General features: G+C 57.6%; 23 protein-coding genes, 2 tRNA genes and 1 other RNA gene. 14 read left to right on the top strand and 12 right to left on the bottom strand.

From position 1 onward, the window contains the following. Nucleotides 1-220: 220 nt before the first annotated feature. The 6 genes from V9G17_10710 to V9G17_10735 form a co-directional block, all read right to left on the bottom strand. Complete coding sequence (locus V9G17_10710) at nucleotides 221-535, bottom strand: helix-turn-helix transcriptional regulator (GenBank protein ID MEI2753064.1); 315 nt, start codon at nucleotides 533-535, stop codon at nucleotides 221-223. Nucleotides 536-793: 258 nt separating this feature from the next. Next, complete coding sequence (locus V9G17_10715; protein MEI2753065.1) at nucleotides 794-2,590, bottom strand: sigma-54 dependent transcriptional regulator; 1,797 nt, start codon at nucleotides 2,588-2,590, stop codon at nucleotides 794-796. Continuing rightward, nucleotides 2,580-3,116, bottom strand: a complete 537-nt coding sequence (locus V9G17_10720) for a Rab family GTPase (GenBank protein ID MEI2753066.1) — start codon at nucleotides 3,114-3,116, stop codon at nucleotides 2,580-2,582. The genes V9G17_10715 and V9G17_10720 overlap by 11 nt, the downstream gene beginning before the upstream one ends. Before the next feature lie 12 nt (nucleotides 3,117-3,128). Beyond that, entirely contained in the window at nucleotides 3,129-4,859 is a 1,731-nt protein-coding gene (locus V9G17_10725; GenBank protein ID MEI2753067.1) for a hypothetical protein, read from the bottom strand. A gap of 116 nt (nucleotides 4,860-4,975) precedes the next feature. Further along, entirely contained in the window at nucleotides 4,976-5,593 is a 618-nt protein-coding gene (locus V9G17_10730) for a hypothetical protein (protein MEI2753068.1), read from the bottom strand. 452 nt (nucleotides 5,594-6,045) lie between these two features. Continuing rightward, a complete protein-coding gene (locus V9G17_10735) occupies nucleotides 6,046-8,154 on the bottom strand; it encodes an AsmA family protein (GenBank protein ID MEI2753069.1) in 2,109 nt (702 codons plus the stop codon). Between the two features lie 225 nt (nucleotides 8,155-8,379). Here V9G17_10735 and V9G17_10740 point away from each other — a divergent pair. The 6 genes from V9G17_10740 (at nucleotide 8,380) to V9G17_10765 (ending at nucleotide 12,304) form a co-directional block, all read left to right on the top strand. Continuing rightward, nucleotides 8,380-8,469, top strand: a tRNA-Ser gene (locus V9G17_10740). A gap of 265 nt (nucleotides 8,470-8,734) precedes the next feature. Next, nucleotides 8,735-8,834, top strand: an RNA gene (ffs, locus tag V9G17_10745) — signal recognition particle sRNA small type. A gap of 88 nt (nucleotides 8,835-8,922) precedes the next feature. Continuing rightward, on the top strand, nucleotides 8,923-10,794 hold the full coding sequence (gene dnaX / locus V9G17_10750; GenBank protein MEI2753070.1) for a DNA polymerase III subunit gamma/tau: 1,872 nt from the start codon (nucleotides 8,923-8,925) through the stop codon (nucleotides 10,792-10,794). Next, complete coding sequence (locus V9G17_10755) at nucleotides 10,791-11,114, top strand: YbaB/EbfC family nucleoid-associated protein (protein MEI2753071.1); 324 nt, start codon at nucleotides 10,791-10,793, stop codon at nucleotides 11,112-11,114. The genes dnaX and V9G17_10755 overlap by 4 nt, the downstream gene beginning before the upstream one ends. 33 nt (nucleotides 11,115-11,147) lie before the next feature. Next, the gene (recR, locus tag V9G17_10760) at nucleotides 11,148-11,750 is read left to right on the top strand and encodes a recombination mediator RecR (protein MEI2753072.1); all 603 of its coding nucleotides are present in this window, start codon (nucleotides 11,148-11,150) and stop codon (nucleotides 11,748-11,750) included. Nucleotides 11,751-11,890: 140 nt separating this feature from the next. After that, on the top strand, nucleotides 11,891-12,304 hold the full coding sequence (locus V9G17_10765; protein MEI2753073.1) for a TraR/DksA C4-type zinc finger protein: 414 nt from the start codon (nucleotides 11,891-11,893) through the stop codon (nucleotides 12,302-12,304). Nucleotides 12,305-12,358: 54 nt separating this feature from the next. Here the strand turns inward: V9G17_10765 and V9G17_10770 are convergent, their stop codons facing one another. Together V9G17_10770 and V9G17_10775 are read right to left on the bottom strand one after the other, a co-directional pair. Continuing rightward, entirely contained in the window at nucleotides 12,359-13,384 is a 1,026-nt protein-coding gene (locus V9G17_10770; protein ID MEI2753074.1) for a tetratricopeptide repeat protein, read from the bottom strand. A gap of 268 nt (nucleotides 13,385-13,652) precedes the next feature. Beyond that, complete coding sequence (locus tag V9G17_10775; GenBank protein ID MEI2753075.1) at nucleotides 13,653-13,982, bottom strand: hypothetical protein; 330 nt, start codon at nucleotides 13,980-13,982, stop codon at nucleotides 13,653-13,655. A 387-nt stretch (nucleotides 13,983-14,369) separates the two neighbouring features. Between V9G17_10775 and V9G17_10780 the strand changes: the two genes are divergently transcribed. The 4 genes from V9G17_10780 (at nucleotide 14,370) to V9G17_10795 (ending at nucleotide 17,091) form a co-directional block, all read left to right on the top strand. After that, the gene (locus V9G17_10780) at nucleotides 14,370-14,840 is read left to right on the top strand and encodes a helix-turn-helix domain-containing protein (protein MEI2753076.1); all 471 of its coding nucleotides are present in this window, start codon (nucleotides 14,370-14,372) and stop codon (nucleotides 14,838-14,840) included. Continuing rightward, nucleotides 14,827-15,447: a mobile mystery protein B gene (locus V9G17_10785; protein ID MEI2753077.1), complete on the top strand. Its 621-nt coding sequence runs from the start codon at nucleotides 14,827-14,829 to the stop codon at nucleotides 15,445-15,447. The genes V9G17_10780 and V9G17_10785 overlap by 14 nt, the downstream gene beginning before the upstream one ends. A gap of 216 nt (nucleotides 15,448-15,663) precedes the next feature. Continuing rightward, nucleotides 15,664-16,200, top strand: a complete 537-nt coding sequence (locus tag V9G17_10790) for a hypothetical protein (protein ID MEI2753078.1) — start codon at nucleotides 15,664-15,666, stop codon at nucleotides 16,198-16,200. A gap of 582 nt (nucleotides 16,201-16,782) precedes the next feature. Beyond that, nucleotides 16,783-17,091 (top strand): hypothetical protein, encoded by a 309-nt coding sequence (locus V9G17_10795; GenBank protein MEI2753079.1) that lies wholly within the window; start codon nucleotides 16,783-16,785, stop codon nucleotides 17,089-17,091. Between the two features lie 271 nt (nucleotides 17,092-17,362). On the opposite strand, the gene V9G17_10800 is transcribed toward V9G17_10795, so the two are convergent. From V9G17_10800 to V9G17_10810, 3 genes are all read right to left on the bottom strand, one after another. Further along, the gene (locus tag V9G17_10800; protein ID MEI2753080.1) at nucleotides 17,363-17,767 is read right to left on the bottom strand and encodes a hypothetical protein; all 405 of its coding nucleotides are present in this window, start codon (nucleotides 17,765-17,767) and stop codon (nucleotides 17,363-17,365) included. Between the two features lie 270 nt (nucleotides 17,768-18,037). Continuing rightward, a complete protein-coding gene (locus V9G17_10805; protein MEI2753081.1) occupies nucleotides 18,038-18,415 on the bottom strand; it encodes an RHS repeat domain-containing protein in 378 nt (125 codons plus the stop codon). After that, the gene (locus V9G17_10810) at nucleotides 18,402-18,947 is read right to left on the bottom strand and encodes a hypothetical protein (protein MEI2753082.1); all 546 of its coding nucleotides are present in this window, start codon (nucleotides 18,945-18,947) and stop codon (nucleotides 18,402-18,404) included. The genes V9G17_10805 and V9G17_10810 overlap by 14 nt, the downstream gene beginning before the upstream one ends. Nucleotides 18,948-19,526: 579 nt before the next feature. Here V9G17_10810 and V9G17_10815 point away from each other — a divergent pair. Next, nucleotides 19,527-19,745 carry a tyrosine-type recombinase/integrase gene (locus V9G17_10815; GenBank protein MEI2753083.1) on the top strand — a complete coding sequence of 73 codons (219 nt, stop codon included), beginning with the start codon at nucleotides 19,527-19,529 and terminating at the stop codon, nucleotides 19,743-19,745. Nucleotides 19,746-19,796: 51 nt separating this feature from the next. On the opposite strand, the gene V9G17_10820 is transcribed toward V9G17_10815, so the two are convergent. Continuing rightward, a tRNA-Val gene (locus V9G17_10820) sits at nucleotides 19,797-19,871 on the bottom strand. Nucleotides 19,872-20,069: 198 nt separating this feature from the next. On the opposite strand from V9G17_10820, the gene trmFO reads away from it, so the two are divergent. From trmFO to hslV, 3 genes are read left to right on the top strand one after another with little or no spacing between them, the layout of a single operon-like run. Continuing rightward, complete coding sequence (gene trmFO / locus V9G17_10825; protein ID MEI2753084.1) at nucleotides 20,070-21,386, top strand: methylenetetrahydrofolate--tRNA-(uracil(54)-C(5))-methyltransferase (FADH(2)-oxidizing) TrmFO; 1,317 nt, start codon at nucleotides 20,070-20,072, stop codon at nucleotides 21,384-21,386. Next, nucleotides 21,359-22,312 (top strand): tyrosine recombinase XerC, encoded by a 954-nt coding sequence (locus tag V9G17_10830; protein MEI2753085.1) that lies wholly within the window; start codon nucleotides 21,359-21,361, stop codon nucleotides 22,310-22,312. Before trmFO ends, V9G17_10830 begins: the two co-directional genes overlap by 28 nt. After that, a complete protein-coding gene (gene hslV / locus V9G17_10835; GenBank protein MEI2753086.1) occupies nucleotides 22,309-22,845 on the top strand; it encodes an ATP-dependent protease subunit HslV in 537 nt (178 codons plus the stop codon). Before V9G17_10830 ends, hslV begins: the two co-directional genes overlap by 4 nt. Nucleotides 22,846-22,850 lie beyond the last annotated feature (5 nt).

Here is a 22,850-nt window from a genome sequence, read left to right on the forward strand (position 1 = left end):
TCGAACGCTCGGCGTTATGTTGCTCCGGGATGAATGACTCGCTTTGTCGCGTATACGTAGATATTCGTCTGTCATGAGTGACCGAAATGTGTCCGCTGGGGATCAGCTGGTGCAGGGGTGCAGTGTGCAATGCGACACCGGCGCGGATTCGGATCGTACGTCGGGCTTGAGGCGAACAGGTGCCACGAAGAATGAGTGGTATGGGTTCGGCGTGGGTGTGTCATTTGAGGCTGGCCAGTTTCCGCGCCCCTTTGGGGTGTTGAGTCCTCCGTACGATAGCAGAGGGGGTCGGATGTGTCGACGAAACTTGCAGAATCCCCTCAAGCAGTGCCAGGCGGAGTAGTTGTGCCGAGTTAGATGCACGGAATTTCCGCAACAGATTGGCGCGGTGTGATTCTACCGTTTTGGGGGCGATCTGGAGCCGGGCGGCAATTTCGTGACTCGTCAGGCCGGCCCAAATGTGATTCAGTATTTCGCGTTCCCGCACGGTTGGCTCATCGGGGCGTGGGTGTGAAAGGGTTACGAACTTGTTCATCTCTCCTCCTTGGGTTTACTTCGAGACGTAGGGTGTGTCGGGGATCTCCACAGTGTGGTTCGCCGCGCTGTTCGCGGGCACCTACTATCAAGCTTTGTGCCAAGATCGGTACAGATTGCCTCGGGCGCGATCAGATGCGCCCACGTGCGTGAGGACCCTTAGGCATCTGGCATGAGAGCGCAGTGGTGAGACGACCGCAGGTGTCTCGCACTGTCTCGCACGAGACAGCCATGGAACAAGTTGTGGCGGCGAGGAGAATTACTCGGTTGGGAGACCGAGTTCATTTAGGCGGCGGTAGAAGGTGGCGCGACTCATTCCCAGGAGGCGTGCGGCCTTGGTCCTGTTCCCACGAGCTTGTCCAAGAGCGGCCGCAAATCGACTGCGCTCGTCTTCTGGCCTGACTGTTTCGGAGGGAGCATCGGATGGTCTCTGTCGAAGTTCCGGCGGAAGGTCCGTGGCGTCGAGTGTGTCCCCTTTGCAATGAATCATCGCGCACTCGATCGTGCTCTTGAGCTCCCGCACATTGCCGGGCCAGTGATAGTCCATCAGCGTGGCCAGCGCGGCCGGGCCGGCCCGATGGATGGCTTTTCCCATACTGGCCCGTCCCTCGCTGAGGAACGAGGTGACGAGGAGGGGAATATCTTCTTTTCGCTCCCTGAGCGGCGGGAGCTGGATCCGTGCGACTCGAATCCGGTAGAGCAAGTCGGCGCGGAAGGTGCCTTTCGCGACATCCTGGCTCAAATTGTGGTGAGTGGCCGTCAACACCCGCACGTTGACTTTTCTCGGTTTGGTCTCACCCAGTCGCGTGACTTCTTTCTCTTGCAGCACACGAAGTAGGTGGGTTTGGACGGTGTGGGGAATATCGCCGATCTCATCGAGAAACAAGACGCCGCCCTGGGCGGCCTCGAAGAGTCCTTGCTGGTCGTCGATCGCTCCGGTAAACGCGCCCTTCTTGTGGCCGAACAATTGGCTGCCCAAGAGCGAATCGGTGAGTCCTGCGCAATTAGCCGCGATGAACGGGCCTGTTCGCCGGGCACTCGCTTGGTGGAGCGCACGCGCGACTAATTCTTTGCCCGTCCCGGTCTCCCCCTCGATCAGAACGGTTGCGTCGACACGGGCCAAATCCTGGATCTGTTCATAGATCTGGGACATGACGCTGCTTTTGCCGACCAGATCGTGGTAGTGCGCCTTCAGCTCCAGCAGACGTCGGAGATGGTGGACGTCGGTCATGTCGTGGAGGAACAGGATTTTGATTCCCGTGTCTCGCGGGTCGTCTTGCACTTCGATGTCGAGCCACAGGTGCCGCCCGGTTTGGGTCTCAATGCGACACCGGACTCGTTCCCGCGCGGATGCGGGTTGCCGCAGCATCGATTGCAGGGCCAGCCGGTCGCCTTTTGTGAGCCGCAGCAGAGTGTCCCAACGGAGTTCATCGGGGTTGCTGGGTGTGGGTGTGTCCAGAAGGCGAGCTGCGGACGCACTGAGAAAGCGTACCTGCCCCTCCTGGTCGATCAGCAGAGTGGCGAGTCCAAGCTGCTGTAAAATGACGGCGACGTCATCCCGCGACCGCTCCATGTCTACTAGTTGCGTGGTGAGTTTCTGCTGGGTGCGCTGGTGCGCGCGATCGTGTTCGTGCTGCTGGAGGACCTGCTCACGTGCTCGCTGAAGAAGCGTGGCCTGTTGGTCATAGGTCGCCGTACTTCGCTGGATCAGTAAGAGGCGGCAGGAGTCTTGTCGTAGTGCCATGGCCTCAACGTGCCAGGGCTCGTCGGTTCCCCTTTGCTCGGTCCAAAAGCCCGAGCGCGTGATCGAGTCGCCGTCTATGCCCCAGGCCTCTGCGGCGTCGGCGAGGAAATTCTGGAGCACCGGTGTGCGCGCATCCACTGACAGCTGCAAGTTGTATTGGGCCTCCGGGTAGAGATGGAAGAGCCAGGCCGGTGGGTGTCCGATGATGCGGAACTGTGTGTCGGTCACGTGTTCGAGGACCGCAAATTGGAATCGCTCCAGGAGGGCTGCATACAGCCGGTCCGCCTCGGCTGGGCTTGTCTTATGCGCCATCGGTGCTCCCCGGGGAGGGTGTCGCTTGGGCAGTGAGCCGCATGGCACGCGTGAGCGCCGTGAACGCCTCTTCGACGCCCTGTCCTGTCTTCGCGCTGCTCAGGAGCACCGTCCAGCCACGTTGTGTCAACTGTGCGAGGTCTTGGTCGGTTATTTCCCAGTCCGATCGTCGGTCCAGTTTATTGATGAGGACGACAAACGGCACCGGTCCGAGGGTCTCGAGGGCGGTCTGTTGGATCCGTGAGGCGATGTCCAGCGTGGCCCGCCGCATTCCGTCCAGGACCAACAGGTATGCCGACGTTCCACGCAGATATGAGCGTCGCAGCTTTTGGAATTCGTCTTCTCCGTAGAGATCCCAAAGTACCAATGTGATGGGCTGGCCGTCCACGGTCATGGATTTTTTGTCGACTGTCACGCCGATGGTCGTCTGATACTGCTCAGAAAAACAACTGGTGACAAAGCGACGCACCAGACTGGTTTTTCCCACGGCAAAGGCGCCCAGCATGCAGATCTTCTTTTCGATCATCTCAGGGGCATCTCACGGAGCGGGCCGGACGGTGGCCAGAAAAGACACGCGCCGGGCCTGCGACAGGGTGTCGGTGTGTTGGATGGCTGGAGGTTCAGATGCAGGGACGATCCCACGGGTGCGAAACGTGATCGCCGTAAAGGTTGTGGGATGGATGGCTTCAAGGACGGTTTGAGCGCGACTCTCGCTCAAGCGTCTGTTCTGGTCTGACTGACCTAAGGCGTCGGTTTGGCCGATGACATCAATCGTCACTGCGGCGCCGGAGAAATGGGCCATCTCGTCCAGCTGATGCAGAAGTGTTGATATGTGACGCACCCCCTGAAGCTGTTCTGGTGATCGGATCGTGGCGGTTCCCTGTTCGAACAAAATCCAGACCCCTGCCATCCCTTGGGCCAATGCCTCAAGGGATTGAGTCACGACAGGGTGGTCGTCATATTCGGCGATGCCGGGGAGCAGGCGCGCCAGCGGCCGGCTCTGCCGGATCCACTCTGCGGTGGCTGTGCCGCTGACTGTCAGGCGCGTGCCTTTCACGGCCAGCTGGACGGTGTTCGGTGGGGACAGCACGAAGCCGGCTCGTTTGAGCGTGAAGGCCGGCTCGAGCGCGTAGTACGGGCTCCATTTGGAGTCAATGCGGTTCGAGGCCAGGCCACTGTCCTGCAAAAGCGCGTTCGGGTCAGCGGCCAACGGGTCCCGCAGTCCGGTGAGCACATACCGATTGTTCTCTGAATGCGTGGAAGTCACGACGAGCCCTGGTTCCGAGGCCAGCCGATCCAGATAGGAGTGCCAGTGTCGACGTTCTTGATAGGCCAACCATCCCCATGAAGCCGTTCCCGCTACAATGGCTGCCAGGAGCATCCACGCGATAGGGGCGATTCCGCGCCGGTGTGTTTCAAACTGAGTCCGCAGGCATTCTTCCAGCCGTGGTGTGGCACTGGCGAAGGCGGCTGCATCCCCGCTGAAACGCGCCAGCGCATCGGCATAGTCGACGTGTAGGTGGTTGAGCGTGTCTTGTAGATGAACGTGAAAGCTTTCCGGTGGTGTCCCGCGAATGACGGCTGCCAGGATTGCCTCTGGTCCCTGTTCGATCCAGACGGTCAGATCGCCGACTTGAAAGGTATTCAACCCCTGGTCGTCCGTTGCGCCGAAGGAATCCTGCACGAAGCTGCGAATCGCCGACAACATGCCGGAGACCAGCGTCTGGTCTTGAACGGCCACCGAGTCGCCGGCGGCGTGCGCGAGCAGGAGGCCGGTCTGCGCGTGAATGAGAAAGACCTGCTCGACGCGATAACAGAGGGTGTGGAGCAGGACGATTTCGGCAAACGGTTTGCCGGTGCGGAGGGCCTCCAGCCGCCACTTCAGACTTCGGATCGAGAGGCTATGTTCGACGGTTTGATTCAGTGATTGCACCATGCTGCGCAAGGCATTGGCGATAGCTTGGCGGATCGCCGGCATCATGATCGGGGCAATGGCCTCGACGATCATGTGGGGCTGCTTGCGCACGGACACACCCAGGGCTTCCGACACGTGAGGGGTCAGTGCATGGGTCAACCGGTGGTCGGCTTCTCCGCGCAGGGCAATCGCCTCGGGAAGGACGCGACTGAGATTGTGCGCAGTGAGATCGAGATGTTCGACTTGTGCTTGCAGTTGTTCCAGCCGCGATTGTTCGGGTGCGAGGAGGAGACTGCGTAGTTCGGCGTAGTCTTGTTCGCCGGCCGGCGTGACGGCTTTAGGTGTGTGCGCCATCCCGTCTCCGTTGTTCGACGTAGAGAAAGCGGCCGACACCGTCTCTCGTCGTCGGGTGAACATGGGCATGCCCGGTCCGCGGGGCAGACCGGAGCGATCCACGTGTGGTGGCGGCGTTATGTGTGCTGTGGAGGCTGGTCATGCGAGAGCCTCTGAGAGAGTTCTTGGAACAACGTCGCGAGGGAGGCGCGGTCGGTCTTTTGGTGTGAGAGTTGGCGAACCGCGTCGTCGAGGGTGGCCGACAAGGCGGCGTGCTGTTGTCCGAACTCGCCGGCGAGTGAGGTTGCCTGGCTCTGGAGCTGATTGCGCAAATCCTGATGCGCCTGCTCGCTCTGGTCCCGTAACTGTGTGGCCGTCTGTTGGAGCACGCCGGCCAGCGTCTGCAACTCCGTGGTCAAGCGGCCGACGGCATTGGTACGCCCCTGCTCTTCGGCCGTCAGACGGCCGGTGACCGTCTCGACTTCTTTTCGAATGTATTGTTCCAGCGAGGCGAATCGGTCTTTGAGGTCGCTGCGCAACTGGGCCGCTTCTGCGAGCAGCTGGGCTTCGAGTTTGGTAAAGCGGCGTTCATGATCACGGACCTGGGCGCCGAACAGAATGTCGCGAATCTTGTCGAGGTTTGTGCCGGCCGCATGCTCTTCGGTCAACGCGGATTCCGTGTCTGCATCGACGAGGCTGCCGCTCGATGTTCGGTCTGAATGTCGAGGGCGATCGAGGTCGGTCTGCCTAGTCATGGTATCGTCTCCTTAGTCACAGCCGTTTTGGAACGAAACGGGGTACAGTAGCATGTTGCGCTAGGGGGCAACAAGTAAGGCGACACGCCGGTGTCCTGGAGGCAGCCGTGGGCGTATGGATATATGGATGGCGGCTGGGTCATTAGGGTGAATTAAGGAGCCGTACGTCACGCTGGGGGAAGAGGATGCTTAGCCCATCTCTTTGTAATTGTTGAAAAATTGCCTGATTACGTTCGATGTGTGTGGCCTCGACAGAGGCCACCTGACTCGGGAGGCCCTGGAGCGCACGATCGATAGCGAGTCTGGCCACCAGCGGCGCGATTTGTAGGCCCAAACGGATTTGGCGACGAACAGCGCGGCGACGATGACCAGGATCGCCCCCGTGATTCAAAAGCCATATTGCAGAGGTATTGTGTGACCAAGTCGGCCAGCGACAGGTGTCTTCCGCGATGCTACCGTCCGAACAATCCCTTCAGGAGGTCTTTGCCCTGTTGCTTGAGATCGTCCGGCTTGGTCGAGCCTTTCAGAAGGTCTCCCACGGCCTCTTTGACCTTCTCCTTTACCTGGTCTTTCACTTTTCCAGCGAACATTTTTGTGTCGAGGCCATAGGAGGGGGCCTGTGCGCTGCCGGTAATGAGTAGTGGCAGCGAGAGCCGCCCGCCGGTGAGGGCGACTCTGGCAATGGGAGAGCCGGCCGCAATTTTTTGGCTCAAGGCCTGGGACAGGTTGAGATTCAGTTTCATGTCGAGCGACTGATCGAGGCCGATCGTCCCGCCGCCTGTGGCCTGAAAATCATGGCTGTCGACGAGGAGTCGTTGGACGGCGATCAGTCCTTGTTTGATCGCAAAGTCGCTTTCGATGGTGGAAAATGCGGTGGCTTTGACGTTGTCGAGGGAAACCCCCACGACTTTGAGTAATACCGAGGCTTGGTGCAAGAGATTGATCCCCTCGATTTTTCCTTCTTTCACGGCCACATGGCCGGTACCCGCGAGGGCCTTGACGAGGTCAGGGTGGGTAAACCCGCGTCCGCTGACTGCCAGCTCGGCGTTGGCCGTTCCGCTCATAGATACCTGATCAGTGCCGACGGCCTGAAGAGCCGGTCCAAGTTGAAGCCCTTGAATCGAGCTCGTGCCAGTGAAGGGGGGAGCTGTCGTCCCCAGGCCGAGCGTTCCCTGCGCGCGGACGAATCCGCCGAAGAGTTGGAGGGAGAGGCTGGTGAGGCGTGCTTCCTGTCCCTTCATTTCGGCCGTGGCCTGCAGGTCTTTGACCTCCACGGGCTTCTTCAGTGTCAGCGCGATTGGCAGATCAGTCGTGTTGATGAGTTTTGAGTTGGCAGTGAATTTCGCCAATCCGCCCAGCACCGATCCTTTGACCTCGATACGCGAACTTCCCATGGCGACGGTCAGGCCCAGGTTCGGAATCTCGGCCAGTTCGAGCGGCGCGGCTCCCTCTTTGGGCGGATACTTGGCACGCAGGCTCACATGCAGGTCTTTGAGCTCGACCGGCTTCGTGAGGGGGACGGCTATCGGAAGATCCGCGGAGTTGATACTGGCGGATGCTGCCGTCAGATTGACCAGGCCTTTGGCAGCCGTGCCTTTCACGTTAATGGCCGACCCGCCCATAACCAGGGTCAGCCCCAGATCGGTCAGATCGATCTGATTGGCGGGTGCGATATCGGGCGACAGAGGATAGAGGGCGTGGAGCGTGAGATGCAGATCTTTGAGCTGTACCGGTTTTGTCAGCGGCAGTGCAATGGGGAGATCTGCCGTATCGATCTGCAAGGCATTGACGGTTGCGTCCAGGTTGCCTCCGACGGCGCGGCCTTTGAGGCCCACCGCCACTTTCCCTAGCGCAAGGGTGAACGCGAACGATTTCACGTCCAGGGTTTCAACGAGTGGCCCAAACGTGCCGTCGAGCTGGACCGGCAGATTGTACGGCTGGACGGTTGCCCCGAGGTGGACGGTGGGGCTTTCATCGAGATGGACCGATGTCAGCAGAAACTCGAGATTATTGACGGTGTACTCGGTCGGTTTTGGAGTGGACTCGTCCCGATACGAAAGTTTCCCTCCGTCGATCGAGACCCGGTCCACCGCGAAGAGTGCCAGGACTTGGAGAGGGCTTCCGGGCGGCTGCGCGGGGGCGTCTGGTTTTGGAGTGGTCGGCGGAGCCGGTGTTCTGGAGCCGAGGGTCGAGACGTTGAGCTGGCCCTGCGCATTCTTCAGCACCGCGATGACCGGGTTGCGCAGGGTGATCTCCTCTACCTCGATTTTGCCTCTGACCAGGGGTAAGAGTTTGACGCCTACGTCCAAGGACGAGAGCGAGGCGAAGGGGCCTGAGCGAAAGGCCGGGTCGTCCTGGACAACGAATCCGCCGACTCGTGCGCCAATGCGTGGCCAGATGGTCAGACGAATATCCTGGAGTTCGACCTTTCGGTTGAGGGCTTCTTCGATTAACGGGCGGTATCGATCCTGATACTTATTCAAATCAATAAGGAAGGGCAATGCGACGATCAGGACGATGAGCAGTAGGATCACGACTCCGATCCCGACCAGAATTTTCATCACGGACCTCCCCTGAAATGGTTCCGCAGTATAGGAATGCGCGCCGGATGGGTCAATGGTGACAGGTTAGGGGGGCGTCCGGCGCCTTGTGGCGCTCACTTGTTGGATTTTCGCCTGTTGGTCTGTGTCCTGCACCCTCGTGGCATCCTATTCGGATGCGGGACCTTACCTTGCCGCACCAAAACCTGCGTGATAAGATGCGACCCCTTGAAGTCGTCCGATCGCGGAGAGGTGCGAGAGTGGACGAATCGACATGCTTGGAAAGCATGCGTCTCGGCAACGGGACCGTGGGTTCGAATCCCACCCTCTCCGCCATCAAGCAGAGCCTTGCAAGATTGAGAAGGCGTGTGAGTTGGAATGGCCATCGCGAACTGATGCGGTGGGATTCGAACGAGGGGGATCGCGGGGGAGACACTCCCCTGCGTGGGGAGACACGAGGGGGCAGGCCCCCTCAGTGGGAGCGCGACTTCGAATGCCCACCCTCTCCGCCATCAAAAATGCCGCGCAAGGTTGAGGGGACCTGTGATCAGTCGTCGCCTCGCCAATCGAGGCAATGGACTAGCTATTGTAACTGTAACGGGGCCGGGCCCTGTGCAACAGAACCCTGTGAACCCCGCCAGGTCCGGAAGGAAGCAACGGTAAGCGGTTCGTTCTGTGTGCCGCAGGATCACCTGGCCCCACTTTCATTGATGACGTCTCTCGCGACACGTCATTCGTGAAGCGTCCATACCATGGACGGTACCATTCACGAGGAATGATCCACGCCCCATGGACTACCAAGTCTCCGCAAGAAAATACCGGCCGGGGACCTTTGACGACGTCATCGGGCAGTCACACGTCGTACAGACGTTGATGAACTCGATCGCGACGAAGCGGATTGCCCATGCCTTTCTCTTTTCCGGTACCCGCGGGGTGGGAAAGACGACGGTCGCCAGGATTCTGGCGAAAGCGCTGAATTGCGAGCAGGGGCCGACCGGAACGCCGTGTAATACGTGTGCGAATTGCCAGGAGATTACGCAGGGCACGTCGGTGGATGTGGTCGAGATCGACGGCGCCTCGAACACCAGCGTGGACGACGTTCGCGAGATTCGCGAGAACGTCAAGTTTACGCCGTTCCGGGGGCAGTATCGGGTCTACATTATCGACGAAGTGCACATGCTTTCCAATTCGGCGTTCAACGCGCTGCTGAAAACGCTGGAAGAGCCCCCCGCCCATGTCGTGTTCATCTTCGCGACGACAGAAATTCATAAGATTCCCGCGACGATCCTGTCACGCTGTCAGCACTACAATTTTCGCCGGATCTCCAAGGCCGAAATCGCACGACGGTTGCGGCATGTCGCCGATCAAGACGGGTTGAGTATCGAAGACCGCAGTCTGCTGGCTCTGGCGCGAGCCAGCGAGGGGAGCATGCGCGACGGGCTCAGTTTACTGGATCAAATTATTGCGTTCGGCGGCAAGACGATTCGCCATGAGGATCTCGAAGCATTGCTCGGCGCGGTCCCGCAAGAACGCATACGAGCCATGGTCGAGGCGGTGATTCAACAGGACAGCGCTAAGGCCCTGCAGGTTATTGCGGCGTTGTTGGATCAAGGGCACGACGTGCGTGCGTACTGCGCCGATCTAGTGGAATACGTGCGGAATATGCTGGTGGCGGCGGTGGTGCCGTCAGGGCCGGAGCTGCGGAGCCTCATCGAAGCGACCGAAGAAGATTTGACGCAACTGGTTCGCGACGCCGGACGGTTCACCGTGGAGCAATTGCAGGACTTGTTTCGGATGTATGCCGCTGCCGAAGACAGCTTGCGAGTCAGTGCCCATCCGCGGTTTGTGCTCGAAACGGCGGCGGTCCGTGCCACCCGGTTATTGAGAAACGCAGAGGTTCAACCGACATCCAGCCGCCCCGGTGTTCAGCCCGAGAGGCCGGTAGCCGATCGCCGGGTGGTGACACCGGCGCCTGCGCAATCTCAGGAGAGGGTGACACCGCCTCAACCGGCCAAACCTGCCGATGCGAAAATCAGTCAGGACAGCATCGCGAAACCGTCTGTTTCTGGCGGGAGCGCCTCGAAGGCCTCCACTGCCGCACGCCCGCGCGAAGTAGCGACTCCGCCTGCACCCCCGCCTGCGGCGTCTTCCTCGGCCCCTATGAATGCTCCGGCTTCTGCTGCGTCGGTTCAGCGCGAGTCCAAGGTGGCTGCTTCTGCCGAGGCCTCGGCCGTTGCGGTGGAGGTGAATTGGGAGCAGTTTCAAGATGCGGTCTCCATGAATCATCCTAATATCGCGCCGTTCCTTGAAATGGGCCGTCTGGTCAAGATTGAGGGCGGGCTGATCACGTTGGGGTTTGCCAAGCAGGCCACTACCGCGCGATCGATGTTGGAGAAAGAGGATAACCTGCAGGCCTTGGCGACGTTGGGAGAGAGTCTTTACGGGTGTGCCGTACGAATTCGGATCGTCGAGGTGGCGGAACAGGATCCAGGGGCCGCCCCTACGATGAAGCAGATCCGGGTTGCAAAGGAGCAGGAACAGCGCCTGATCTTGACGCAACAGGCGAAGGCACATCCCCTTGTGAAACAAGCCCTGGAGATGTTCGGCGGAGAGCTGGCGGAGGTTCGCACGACTGCTCCGGCGCAGGAGGTACAGGAATGAAGAGTCCATTCGGGAATATGTCCAACATCTTGAAGCAAGCGCAGGCCATGCAGGAACAGATGGCGAAGGTGCAGGAGCAGGCCGCGAGCAAGACGGCGTCAGGAACGGCGGGTGGTGGAATTGTGACGGTGACGGTCAACGGGGCGATGGATCTGTTGAGTGTCAAGATCGATCCGGAGGTCGTGAAGGCCGGCGATGTCGAGATGTTGCAAGACTTGGTTGTGGCGGCCGGCAACGATGCGTTGAAAAAGTCACGCGACATGATGGCTGAAGAGATGAAGGCCGTGACGGGCGGGATGAAGATCCCCGGTTTATTTTGATGGCCGGCGGCTGCAGCGATTTGGCGATGTGCCATGAGTGTTGATCAGCAAGGTTTGTTGGCAAAACTTGTGCGCGAGTTGGTGCGCCTGCCAGGGATCGGCCAGAAGAGCGCGCAGCGGCTGGCCTTTCATCTGCTCAAGGCTGAACGAGACGATGCGATGCGCCTTGCCGAAGCGATTCAGGCGATGAAGGAGGGGCTGTCGTTCTGCCGACAATGCCGCAACATTGCCGAAGAGGAACTCTGTGAGTTCTGCCGAGACCCGAAGCGTGATCGCAGTAAAATTCTCGTCATTGAAGAGCCCAGCACCTTGTACGCGATCGAACGTGCCGGCGGCTATCGAGGCTTGTATCACGTGCTGCTCGGGGTGTTGTCCCCGCTGGATGGTGTCGGGCCATCGGATATTCGCGCGGAGGAGTTGTTGGATCGAGTGAAGGCGGGAGGGGTGGAAGAGGTGATCGTGGCGACGAACCCCACGATCGAAGGCGAGGCCACCGCCATCTACCTCACTCGGCTGTTGAAGCCGCATCACGTCCGGGTTTCTCGCATTGCCTATGGCATTCCGGTTGGGATGGACATCGAGTATGCGGACGAAGTGACCCTCGTCAAGTCCATTGAAGGCCGGAGGGATCTCTGAGCATGAGATTCTGGTGAGAGCATGGTGATGCCTTGGCGGAGCCTCGAAGAACGGATTGACCCCGTTGATTTACGGCTGCTATAGTCCAATTTCTGGTTACGCTCTGAAGACAATACCGGCATCTCGATTCCGAGTATTTGATGAAGACGTCCACGAAAAAAGCCACTCCAACCGCCGCTCGGCGAAAGCCATCCAAAGCCAACGGGGTCAAGTATCCCGACATTCTGGCGGACCTCGAAGGGCAACGTGCGGCGATTTTAGCTGAAGCCGGCGTGGTGCTGACGAATCCTACCGGGTTGGAAGTGTTTCCCGATGTGAGTGATCAGGCTTCCGCCGAAGCGGACCAGCATTTCTCGTTCCGTATTCGCGAGCGTGAGCGGAAACTGCTCAAGAAGATTGATGAGGCGCTGGGGCGATTCGTCACGCAGACCTATGGCATTTGCGAAGGTTGTGAGGGCGATATCCCCTACAAGCGCTTGAAAGCACGCCCCGTGACGACCTTGTGTATCGAGTGTAAGACGAGTCAGGAAGAAGCCGAAAAGTCCCCCCGCTGATCTGCCCCGCGTTCCCTACATCGATTCAACGCCGATCAAGCGCCCTGCCCAATTCTACTGGTGCTTGAGTGCTTGCACGCGTTTTTGTGCGAGCGCGGCACGGTCCGTTTCTTCGGGAATGCCTTCTACGAGGGCCAGGTACGTTTCATATTCCGTAATAGCCCGCCTCGGGTTGTCATCCGCGATGGCCTCGGCGACGTTGAAACGGGCAATGGCGTAGTTAGGGCGCATCAATATGGCTTTTTCGAAGGAGGCCAGAGCATTTTTCTTTTCGCCCAGTTTCCAGTACACGGCACCAAGGTTGTTGACGACCTCCGGCGAATTAGGGCGTAAGGCTAAGGAGGCGACGAGTTCGCTTTTGGCCTTTTCTAAGTTGCCGGCCGCTTCCCAGGAGACGCCCAAACGGTGGCGCAGCTCCGCCTGCCAGATTGTCCCGGTGAATCCCGAGGTGCTGGCCTTTTGGTACGCGTCGAGGGCGATGACCTGGTTTTTTGTTCCGCAATAGGCAAGTTGCGCCGTTTGGCCACGGGCGAACTGTTGCAGGGACGCGAAGGGCTCCTTGTCCTCAGCTCCCTGTTTGTCGAGTTGTCGGCCGCCGGTCTGCGTAGATGTCTCGCGGAGGCGGTCGAGAAACTCCTTGCGGTATGGAGAAAATAGTTTCACGTACGGATCGATTGTAAAGGACGCTTCGAGTAGGCGTTGGTCGCCGCGTTCTCCCAATACCAGGTATCGGGTCGTCGTTTTTTCGTCCCCGGTGTCATAGATGGTACTGGATTCCATGTTTTGGCGATCAGCCAACTGTGCCACCGTCAAATAAAACTCGAGACTGGGTTTGAGTTGGGAGAGGGTGTATCGGAGGGTCCTGTAGGGGGCCAGATCGAGTCCGGCGCGATACACGAACAGCATTCCAACCAGCGTTCCGTCCTCGTCAAAAAAATACGATTCATCGCTCTTGGAGTGGCTGTGCTCGGAGGAAATACGGAGTTCTTGCCCGCTGCCCCAGGTTTCGATGTGAGGCGCAACACCGGGATGTACTGCCAGGAATGCTTGCCGTGAATCGCAGAGTTTTGTGGGCCCCATGAGATCGAGATCGCTCTCCGAAGGGGGAAGCGGAGCCCTGGGGGGGGGCGGAGTTTCGCATCCCGTCCAGAGGGCGCAGACTGTGAAGCATAACGGAAGCAGTGAGAGGCGGCGATGCATAGCCGGTTCGAGGCTCGGGTTCAACGTAGAACAGGATTACGGAGGAGAGCATACCTGAATGGTTAGGGAGATGCGACTGGCAGTCGGACGGGCGGGCGATGTCACTTCGCCACCGGGAGGGGCCCGGCCGGCGAAGTGTCGAGCAGTGCTACCGGCGCTGTGAATCGATCATTGAATCTTCGGACGTGTATCCGAAGATGTAAGGCGCGTGTTTGGTAATAGCATACAGCGGGCGGTTTACGGTGTAGTCAACGAGTTGCCCGACCGGATGGAGGATGAATCCAAGCCACCGATAGGGGTTGTCATTGGCCTGTGAGGCAGCCGTAGGGTCGGAATAGACCAACGAGGTACTGTCCATTGCGCTATAAATGCTGAGCGGCGCGTTGTAGTTCTGGTCTTGTGTCGCAGCCTGATTGGTGGTCGAGCAGCCAGTGGTCAGCGCTAATCCTAAGATGATCGTTGCTACAGTCCCGCGCATGCTATGCCTCTCTTTCTTCTGTCGGAACATTCGTAAAGACGAATGTGTGTTCCTTGTGAGAAAAGTCTAGCTCAGGGTGCTGATTCTGTCCAGTGAAGGGAGGCGACCACCCTATGGTCGAGGAAGTCGAGTTCGAATCAAGGTCTCTTGCCTGGAGGGAAGTGCCATAGCCTTGAAAATCATCCACGCTCCACCTTCTCGACCTGTCTTCCTCATTTCTCCCTGGCTTACGACTACTCTATAAGAGTACCCGCTTAACGTCATTGATCAATTATAACAATATCTTAATATCGATAGTATATCGCTAGCAGTATATAAATTTTAATAGGTATGCTGTTAGCAATATAAAACTACTCAATATTATATTCTTTACAGTATGATGTAGCCATGAAGAGAAAGCTGGTCACGATTCTTGACGATATCGCACTGTCACGCCTCACGGTTGAGCCTCCAACAGGGACCAGCCATCGTTCGCCCGGGGACTGGATACGCATTCTTCGCAACTACCTCAGAATGACTCAGAGTGAATTGGCACAACGTGCACATATTACGCAGCCCAACCTGGCTGCAATTGAGTCTGGAAAAGTCGATCCGCAGCTGGGAACGCTCCGGCGGATCTATGAGGGGCTTTCCTGCACGCTCTCTATTGAGCCGCGACCGCAAAAGCCACTTGAAGAAATACTCCGAGGACGGGCACGCACGGTTGCCCTCAAGCGGCTCAAGCAGACAATGGGCACGATGGCGCTTGAACGTCAGGCCCCCGAGGAAGAAGCATTTCGACAGTTGCTCGAAAAGAGCACAGACAACATTTTACGCAGCACGAGGAAACGCATATCAGGGAAGAATGATGGCGGATGAGACGCACCTTGCCGGAGCCACACCGGGAGAGGACACGTCAGGCCTGATAAACCTCTCGCTTGTCACACGAGTTGATCGAAATGCTGCGGAAGCCCAAACTATCAGTCTTGCCTATAACCAGTATATTTTTGAAGCACGAAGAAAAAAGCGCGGGACAACATGGCTCACGGATGATTTTATCCTCGCTGTGCATCGAAGTATGTTTGGCTCTATTTGGGCGTGGGGAGGACAGTATCGCAAAGAACGACTCAATATGGGCTGTGAGCCGCACCTGATTCGAGAGCAACTGAAGTTACTCAGTGACGACTTTCTTGCCTGGGATTCCACCGAGTCACACATGCCAGTCATAGAAGTGGCCGCACGTCTTCAGAATCGGCTGACGAAAATTCATCCATTCAGAAACGGCAATGGGCGGCACGCCAGGCTTGTCACAGATATTTTTCTCCATTCCCGTAAGCACCCCTTACCTCAGTGGCCTCAGATTCACCTCATGGCTCAAGGAGAAGAGGTTCGAGCACGATATATTGGAGCGATGAAGAGGGCGGACCAGGGAGATTTCTCTGGTTTGATCGAGTTTATGGCAAGTTGTTTTCCCTCACCCTCTTAAAGATACATTCGCGTTAAGAGGTGGCACCGGATTCGGGCCCTGTGGTACGCGTGATAGCCTGACTTCACCGAAGCCACCAGCAGGTGGCGAACCAGAGGAGCGAGGCGATTAGGCTGTCCAATCAACCGGGGCCACCTTTCGGGGAAATTCCTGGTCGCCCATAGAATTCTTCGGTGCTAGGTTGGGAATGGTCCGGGCGCTTGAGAAAGGGACATCATGGGCACAGCACTTCGAGTCATTGCATTGTTGTCTAGGAGCAGCACCGTCCAGAAGCGGTCTGCCCCAAGTCGATGGGGTAGCTATCTCTCTGCCGGGATCGGTTTGGTGTTGCTGTCGCTGACATGGGTAGGGGATGGGCTGGCTCAACCGGAGAAACCGGGAACGTTTGATGAGCGCGATACCCGTGTGTTTAAGGCCGTTGCGTGCACCAAGGACAAGAAGCCAGTCGAAGCCCTGTACTACATTGTCGCGAGTCGATCAGATTTATTGGAAGGAAAGCCGTCTCCATCCTCGGAATTGATGAACGATGAGGTGGGGAGCAACTGGCAGAAAATATCTTCGCAGCTGACTCTGGAGCAGGTGATGGAAGAACGGTATACCGATACCTATCACACTCTTCTGAACAAGATGATTCCCCGCCTACAACAGGAGGTCCAGGAGGAGACTGGCGTGTCCATTGCTGTTACAGAGGTGAACAGTAGGCCAATGGATCGGGGGAGGGACCAGGATGTGCCGGTTTGCAGTTCGCAGTAGGTATCAAGATATATAGAGGCGGTTCGGCTGATTGGGCAGGCTCGCCGAGATCTGCACTTTGGAGCGGTGCGCATTCGGTTCTGCTTGGGCCGGGTGCGTCGTATTCGGGTGGTGACCGCCACGATCCGCTGGATCTGCTGGAACCTCGGCTATCCTCCGATCTGGCCCACAGGTCGCGACGTCGCCGGCAGCCGATCTTTCGATCCTCTTCAGCAACGAGCACCCAGGCGAGGGTGCGCAAATCGATGTGAAGCCGGCTAAGGTCGCCGGTCAAAAATATTCAATATACGGCCCCTCGATGACCGTATGCGCTATCGCACTTGTGCCTGTATCTGCGCAAGTATCACGATACCAGTCTCGACATTCCTGCTACGTGCCATTGCGAGTCTGACCCCTCCCGCCTAAAATGGGCCACCCTGCGAGGCGCTTATGTTCTTCTCGTTTCGCCTCTTCCGTGGATTCCCCATTCAGTACCTAGCGTTTCTTTTGCTTACATCAAGCTGCGTGAGTAGTGGCAACCCTTCCGTTGTGGATGAAGGTCGTACGTCTCAAGTCATACTCAACTCGTCCACAAAGGAGGACGTGAAACGGATTCTCGGCAAGCCGAACAGCGTTAGCCGCCAATCTGGTAGCTATGTGGCCATTCCCGGGTTGCCGCCATCTCAGCCTGGAACCATTATGGAGATTTGGAGTTACTCTCATTTGGATGTGGAAGTCGATGGCGCGACGTTTATCCCGATTGTGGGGCTCTTTGCTGGCGGCGCAACATCCAACGTGAATACTTTCACGGTCATGTTTGATGAGCGAGGAATTGTGCGTCACATTTCATCGACGCAATCTCAGGGCCATTCAAGGCTAGGATCAAATGAGAAAGCGAAGCCGATCCCATGAGGGCCGAATCCCTATGAACAAGGCACACAAGACCTCATTCGACAGTGAGACCTCTAGCAACGAATGGCTCGCACTGGTGAGTCGATCGAGCTGATCGTAGCCGAAGGCCTGTGGGCCTCGTCGATCCCTGAGACTCGTCCGATTCCCGACGGGGTTATAGACATACTCTGCCTTGTTGATCTGGGTGCTGGTGGCAGTGAGCTGATGCAGGATATTGGTCGCCTGCGAGGCGGGATCAGTTGCTGGCCCCAAATTTAGTTTTCTTACACTGCTATGATTGCGAACGGGCCGGTTTAAGTAAAGCCGGTTCGGTATCTATCCCGAGTTTATGCAATGAATCAAGAAATGCTTGTTTGCTGAGACCAGCGTCTATTGCGCGGGTTTCTGTATTAATAGTGAAGTATCCCGGCCTGCTATAGGATTTTTCAGGCTCGAGATCCGCGGCTGATACGTGCCCCACAACAATTGTTCCATAAACCTTATATCCATCAACATTTGCATCTACAGCAACCTTACCATCAGGATGATAAATGAGAAATGCGCCTCCATATATCCTGACGAGTGAGTATTCTCTTGGGAGCTTAATGGAATAATCGCCGCAACCAACCATGAAACTACTGCAGAGTAACGCAAATACAATAAGCCTCTCCACAAACGTTCGACTTGCTGTTCTCATTTAGAATCCTCCACTTCCAGAGAGACTGTCCGGCCAATCGGCATTGATCTGGTATGGCTTGCAGTCTGGGACTTCTGGTCCAGCACCTCCAAATGCTTCTCTAAACCAGTCTCTGATAGAGAATTTAGTGGGCAAGAATGGCTAAAGGTTCGAGCAGAACAATTAGCACGATGGCTTGATACCCGAAGTGGCCCACCGCGCTGGTGAACCCGATCTCGTCGTCGACTCCGTCGAACTGAAAGGCCTGGCCGGCGAAGCCCGCCGCGAAGCTCACCCCGTTGCGCAGGATACCGGGATTGGTCCCCTGTTCATCCGCCCTGAGCCTTCGCCCTTCCGCCAGTCCTCGCGATTCGTGGTCGGCAGCGGCAGGGTCAACCCATTACCCAGGCCCGTCAGGCGATTCAGCCCGGCATAGTGATAGCTGGTTGTCTTGGCCGCCTTGGCGAGGAGCAGTCGGTTGCCGATCTGGTCATAGGCATACCCCAGGGTGACGGCCGGTTGGTCCGGCGAGCCGGCTGTGTTCACACTCAGCAGCCTGTTGGCCTGGTCGTAGGTCATGGCCAGCACGCTATCCGGATCGGTGACGCGGGTCAAGTTCCCGACCTGGTCATAGAGGGAGGTGGGGTTCGTATCGCTAGAGCTTCCCAACCTCGGCTCGTTCGCGTATACGGGAATTGATCTCATTGAAGAGTAACTGATTCAAAGGCTTTCCCTGGCTTATAGCTTGCCATTGATACATGTAACGTAGCATCGCCCCACGACTTCGAAGACTCCATACAATGTGTGTACAAAAGTCGCCGCCTGGGTTATTTGGAAATGTTCCTCCCCAATCGTTATGACAGTAGAGAAGCGATAGAATTGCTTTTGAATTTTGTGCAACTCTAAAACTTTTTAAACAACCAAAAAGTTGCTCGCGAGAAACCTCCAAGTCAGGGTTTGCCCAGTTAAATGTGCTTGCTCCGACACGAAGCAGCAGCGTCTTATGTATGGCATAGAGAGCGATCAGCCATTTTTTTCTTTTCCATGGCCACCCCACAGCCTTTACGTCGGCAAATCCGACCGGGCGGGTCTCATTTGGCTGCATAGAAGACTTGTCTTGGATGGAGAAGTCTCCAGACTCCTCGTCAAGGACGTAGTATGTATCCGAATCGTAGAAATCTTGAAGAACAATGGAAGCCATGTTCACCTGTGACTTACTCGCACCCACAAGTGGCCTGATTAAGAAACGCTCCTACAGCAAGTTCTCCCCCATCAGCATTCGACGTTGCATTGGTTGTTGGCGCTGCCTCAATGCTCGCGTCCGGACTATCTTCACACGTCGATGTCGGGGCCATGGGTAATGTTGCTACTATCGTGCCCCAATAGAATGAATGGGCCAGCAGACTCTGATGCTATCCCACAAGTCTAATAATTCATTCCAAACTTTGTTTTCGTACAGGGATTAAAAAACGAGCTGGTTTCTTGTTCCGACCCTATCCTACCTCTGGACGATGCACGCAATTGCCGCTCCTAGCGCACGAAAGCGCACATATGCCTCCATACGCCTCCTTCCCTTCGCGTTGGCCCCCGTCTTGGTAACACGGGGGCGCTACCCACAGCGCTCCGTATAGGAGTTCGATAGATCCCATGGATTCTAGATTCACCCTCACCATTGATCGGCTGGCCTTTACGGTCTTGGCGAGCAATCCGCAGGAGACCATCAAGGTCCTCGGTGGCTGATGGAAGGCGAGGAGGTGAGATTGCTCGATGCCTGTCCGTCATGGTTACGCGAGCTGGTAGTGCCCGCGCTCCATTCCCTAATCTCCGCCACACTTTTGTGACGCGGCTGGTCCAGGCGGGAGTGGACCTCTACAAGGTGCAACGGCTCCTCGGACACAAGTCGCCGAGGATGACGCAACGCTGTGCGCATCATTACCAGGAAAGCCTGCGAGATGGAGTGAAATTTTGGACCGACGGTCACACCGTGACACAAACATGACCACAGTGTTGAGGGTGTCGGAGAGTACTGTCTCGGAAGTCGTTGAAAAGATGGTGGGCGATACTGGTATCGAACCAGTGGCCTCTTCCGTGTGAAGGAAGCGCTCTCCCCCTGAGCTAATCGCCCACGCGGGCGGAGTTTAGCACGGTCTGGCAAAAGGGAGCAACAAACTCAAGGGGCCTTTTCCGGTCGGCCTTCCGGTTCAATGGCTTCAGATGGCCTCATGGGCGAGGGCTGAATGGAATGGGCCTCGCGTTTCTTGACATCGAGAAAAGGCGATTCCTACAATGGGCCTCCTTCCATCTTTTCAAAGGTTTCCCATTCATGCGTGAAGACATCGTGATCATCGGGGGTGGTCTGGCCGGCACAGAAGCCGCCTGGCAGGCCGCGAATCGTGGCGCCAAGGTGACGCTCTACGAAATGCGCCCCAAAGAAATGACCAAAGCACATAAGACCGGTGACCTCGCAGAGCTCGTGTGTTCGAACTCCCTCGGATCCGTCGATCCGTTGAATGCCCCCGGCATTTTGAAAACGGAAATGCGTCGCCTGAACTCGCTGGTGATTCGTGCCGCTGAGGAGGCGCGTGTGCCGGCCGGCTCGGCGTTAGCAGTGGATCGCGAGCAGTTCGCCCGGGCAATCACGCAGGCGCTGGAGGGGCATCCGAATATCCGGATCATGCGTGAGGAAGTCACGGAGATTCCGCAGGACGCCGTCTGCATCATTGCGACAGGTCCGCTCACGTCGGAAAAGTTATCGAAAGCCATCAGCGAATTGACCCACGAGCGGCATCTCTATTTCTTCGACGCGATTTCGCCCATTATTGACGCGGAGTCGATCAATATGGACATCGTGTATCGTGCGTCACGGTATGGCAAGGGGGGCGCTGATTACCTTAATTGCCCGCTGGATGAAGCCGCGTACAATGCGTTGTACGACGCGATGATGACGGCCGAAAAGGTCCAACCGAAAGAGTTCGAAAAAATCGCCTATTTTGAAAGTTGTATTCCGATTGAAGTCATGGCCGAGCGTGGTCGACAGACCATGCAGTTCGGCCCGCTCAAGCCGGTCGGGCTGGAACATCCCAAGACCGGTGTGCGTCCCTATGCCGTGGTGCAGCTGCGTACCGAGAATGCGCATGGGACCTGCTACAACATGGTCGGGTTTCAGACCAAACTCACCTATCCGGAGCAGCGACGGGTGTTTCGTCTCATTCCCGGCCTTGAGAATGCTGAATTTCTACGACTTGGAAGTCTGCATCGCAACACCTTCATCAACTCGCCACAACTGCTGCGCGACACGCTCCAGCTCAAATCTCGCGGCACGGTGTTTTTTGCCGGACAATTGGTCGGGGTCGAAGGGTATACCGAGTCGGCCGCGATGGGAGGGATTGCCGGCATCAATGCGGCGCGAGGCCTGGCGGACCAGCCGTTGGTGACTCCGCCGCCGAACAGCGCCCACGGCTGCTTGATTGCGCATATTGCCAAGAGCGACCCGGCCCACTTTCAGCCGATGAATACGAACTTCGGGCTGTTCCCACCCGTCACCGTCAAGACGCGCGACAAGGATCAGAAGCGGCGTCTTATCCAGCAACGAGCCGTTGAGGATTTTGACGCATGGATCGCGCAATCCGGACTTTCCTAGACGTCTTGTCTGTCCAACAGAGCGCGTCGCCTCAAACGATTCGGGCCTATACGTCCGACCTGGCTCAGTTCCACGCCTTCGTGCTGAGTGTGCTGAAGCCGGGCGGGCCGCTGGTGCCTCAAGCGGTGACACCGGCTCTGATTCGCGAATTTCTCGCCGCACGGGATCGCAAGGGGGATAAGAAGGCCTCGCTGGCAAGAAAGCTGGCCTGCCTGCGCAGCTTCTTTCGATATCTCGTGCGTGTCGGGCAATTGGAGGTGAATCCCGCAGAGGACGTGCGCGCCCCGAAGCTTCCCAAACACCTTCCCCAGGTTCTCACGAAAGACGATGCGGGTGCGTTGATGGAGTTCCCCGGTGCCACAGCGCGGGAAGGGGGGCGGGATCGCGCGATTCTCGAGACCTTGTATTCCACCGGGGCTCGCGTCAGTGAATTGGTCGGCATGAATTGCGACGATATCAGCCGGAGCGAAGGGCTGGTGCGCGTGCGTGGAAAGGGCCGGAAAGAACGGGTGATTCCGATCGGGAGCATGGCCTTGGAGGCGATCGATGCCTACCACGCGCAGATCCAGACGGTGCCGGGGCCGTCCTCTGGGCGATCGGACGCCGTGGCCGTCTTTCGCAATAGCCGCGGGGGCCGATTGACCACTAGAACCATTGCGCGCATTGTGGCCAAATATTCGCGGCAGCTGACCGGCGGCGCGGTTCATCCTCACACCTTGCGCCATTCGTTTGCCACGCATTTATTGGATGAGGGCGCCGATCTGCGCGCCATTCAGGAAATGCTGGGACATGCCTCGCTCAGTACGACACAAAAATATACACATCTTGCGACGGACCAACTACTCGCGTTATACGATCGCACTCACCCTCGTGCCGTGAGTGCCACGGAGGCGAGCGAGTCTACCAAGCGGAAGGGGTCGCGATGATCATTCGATCTACCACGGTCTTGTGTGTGAGACGAGGCAACCAGGTGACGATGGGCTGCGATGGGCAGGTCACGGTCGGCACTACGGTCATGAAGCACAATGCCAGGAAGATGCGCCGTATGCACAGTGATACGGTGCTGGCAGGGTTTGCCGGTGCGACGGCCGATGCCTTCACCTTGTTTGAAAAGTTTGAGGCCAAACTGGCCGAGTATCGTGGAAATCTGACGAGAGCCGCCGTGGAATTGGCAAAGGACTGGCGCACCGATCGCGCGTTACGGCGTTTGGAGGCGTTGCTGGCCGTGGCCGATCTCGATCACTCCTTCATCATTTCGGGAACCGGAGATGTGATTGAGCCGGAAGACGCGATCCTGGCGATCGGATCAGGCGGGCCGTATGCGCTGGCTGCCGCGCGCGCCTTGCTGGGGCATTCCGAACTGGTTGCCGAACAAGTCGTCCGGGAATCCCTGATGATTGCCGGCGGGATCGACATTTATACCAACCAACAGATTGTGATCGAATCGCTCTCGCGTTAGGATCT

The organism is Nitrospira sp. (assembly GCA_037045225.1).
Lineage (GTDB): Bacteria > Nitrospirota > Nitrospiria > Nitrospirales > Nitrospiraceae > Nitrospira_A.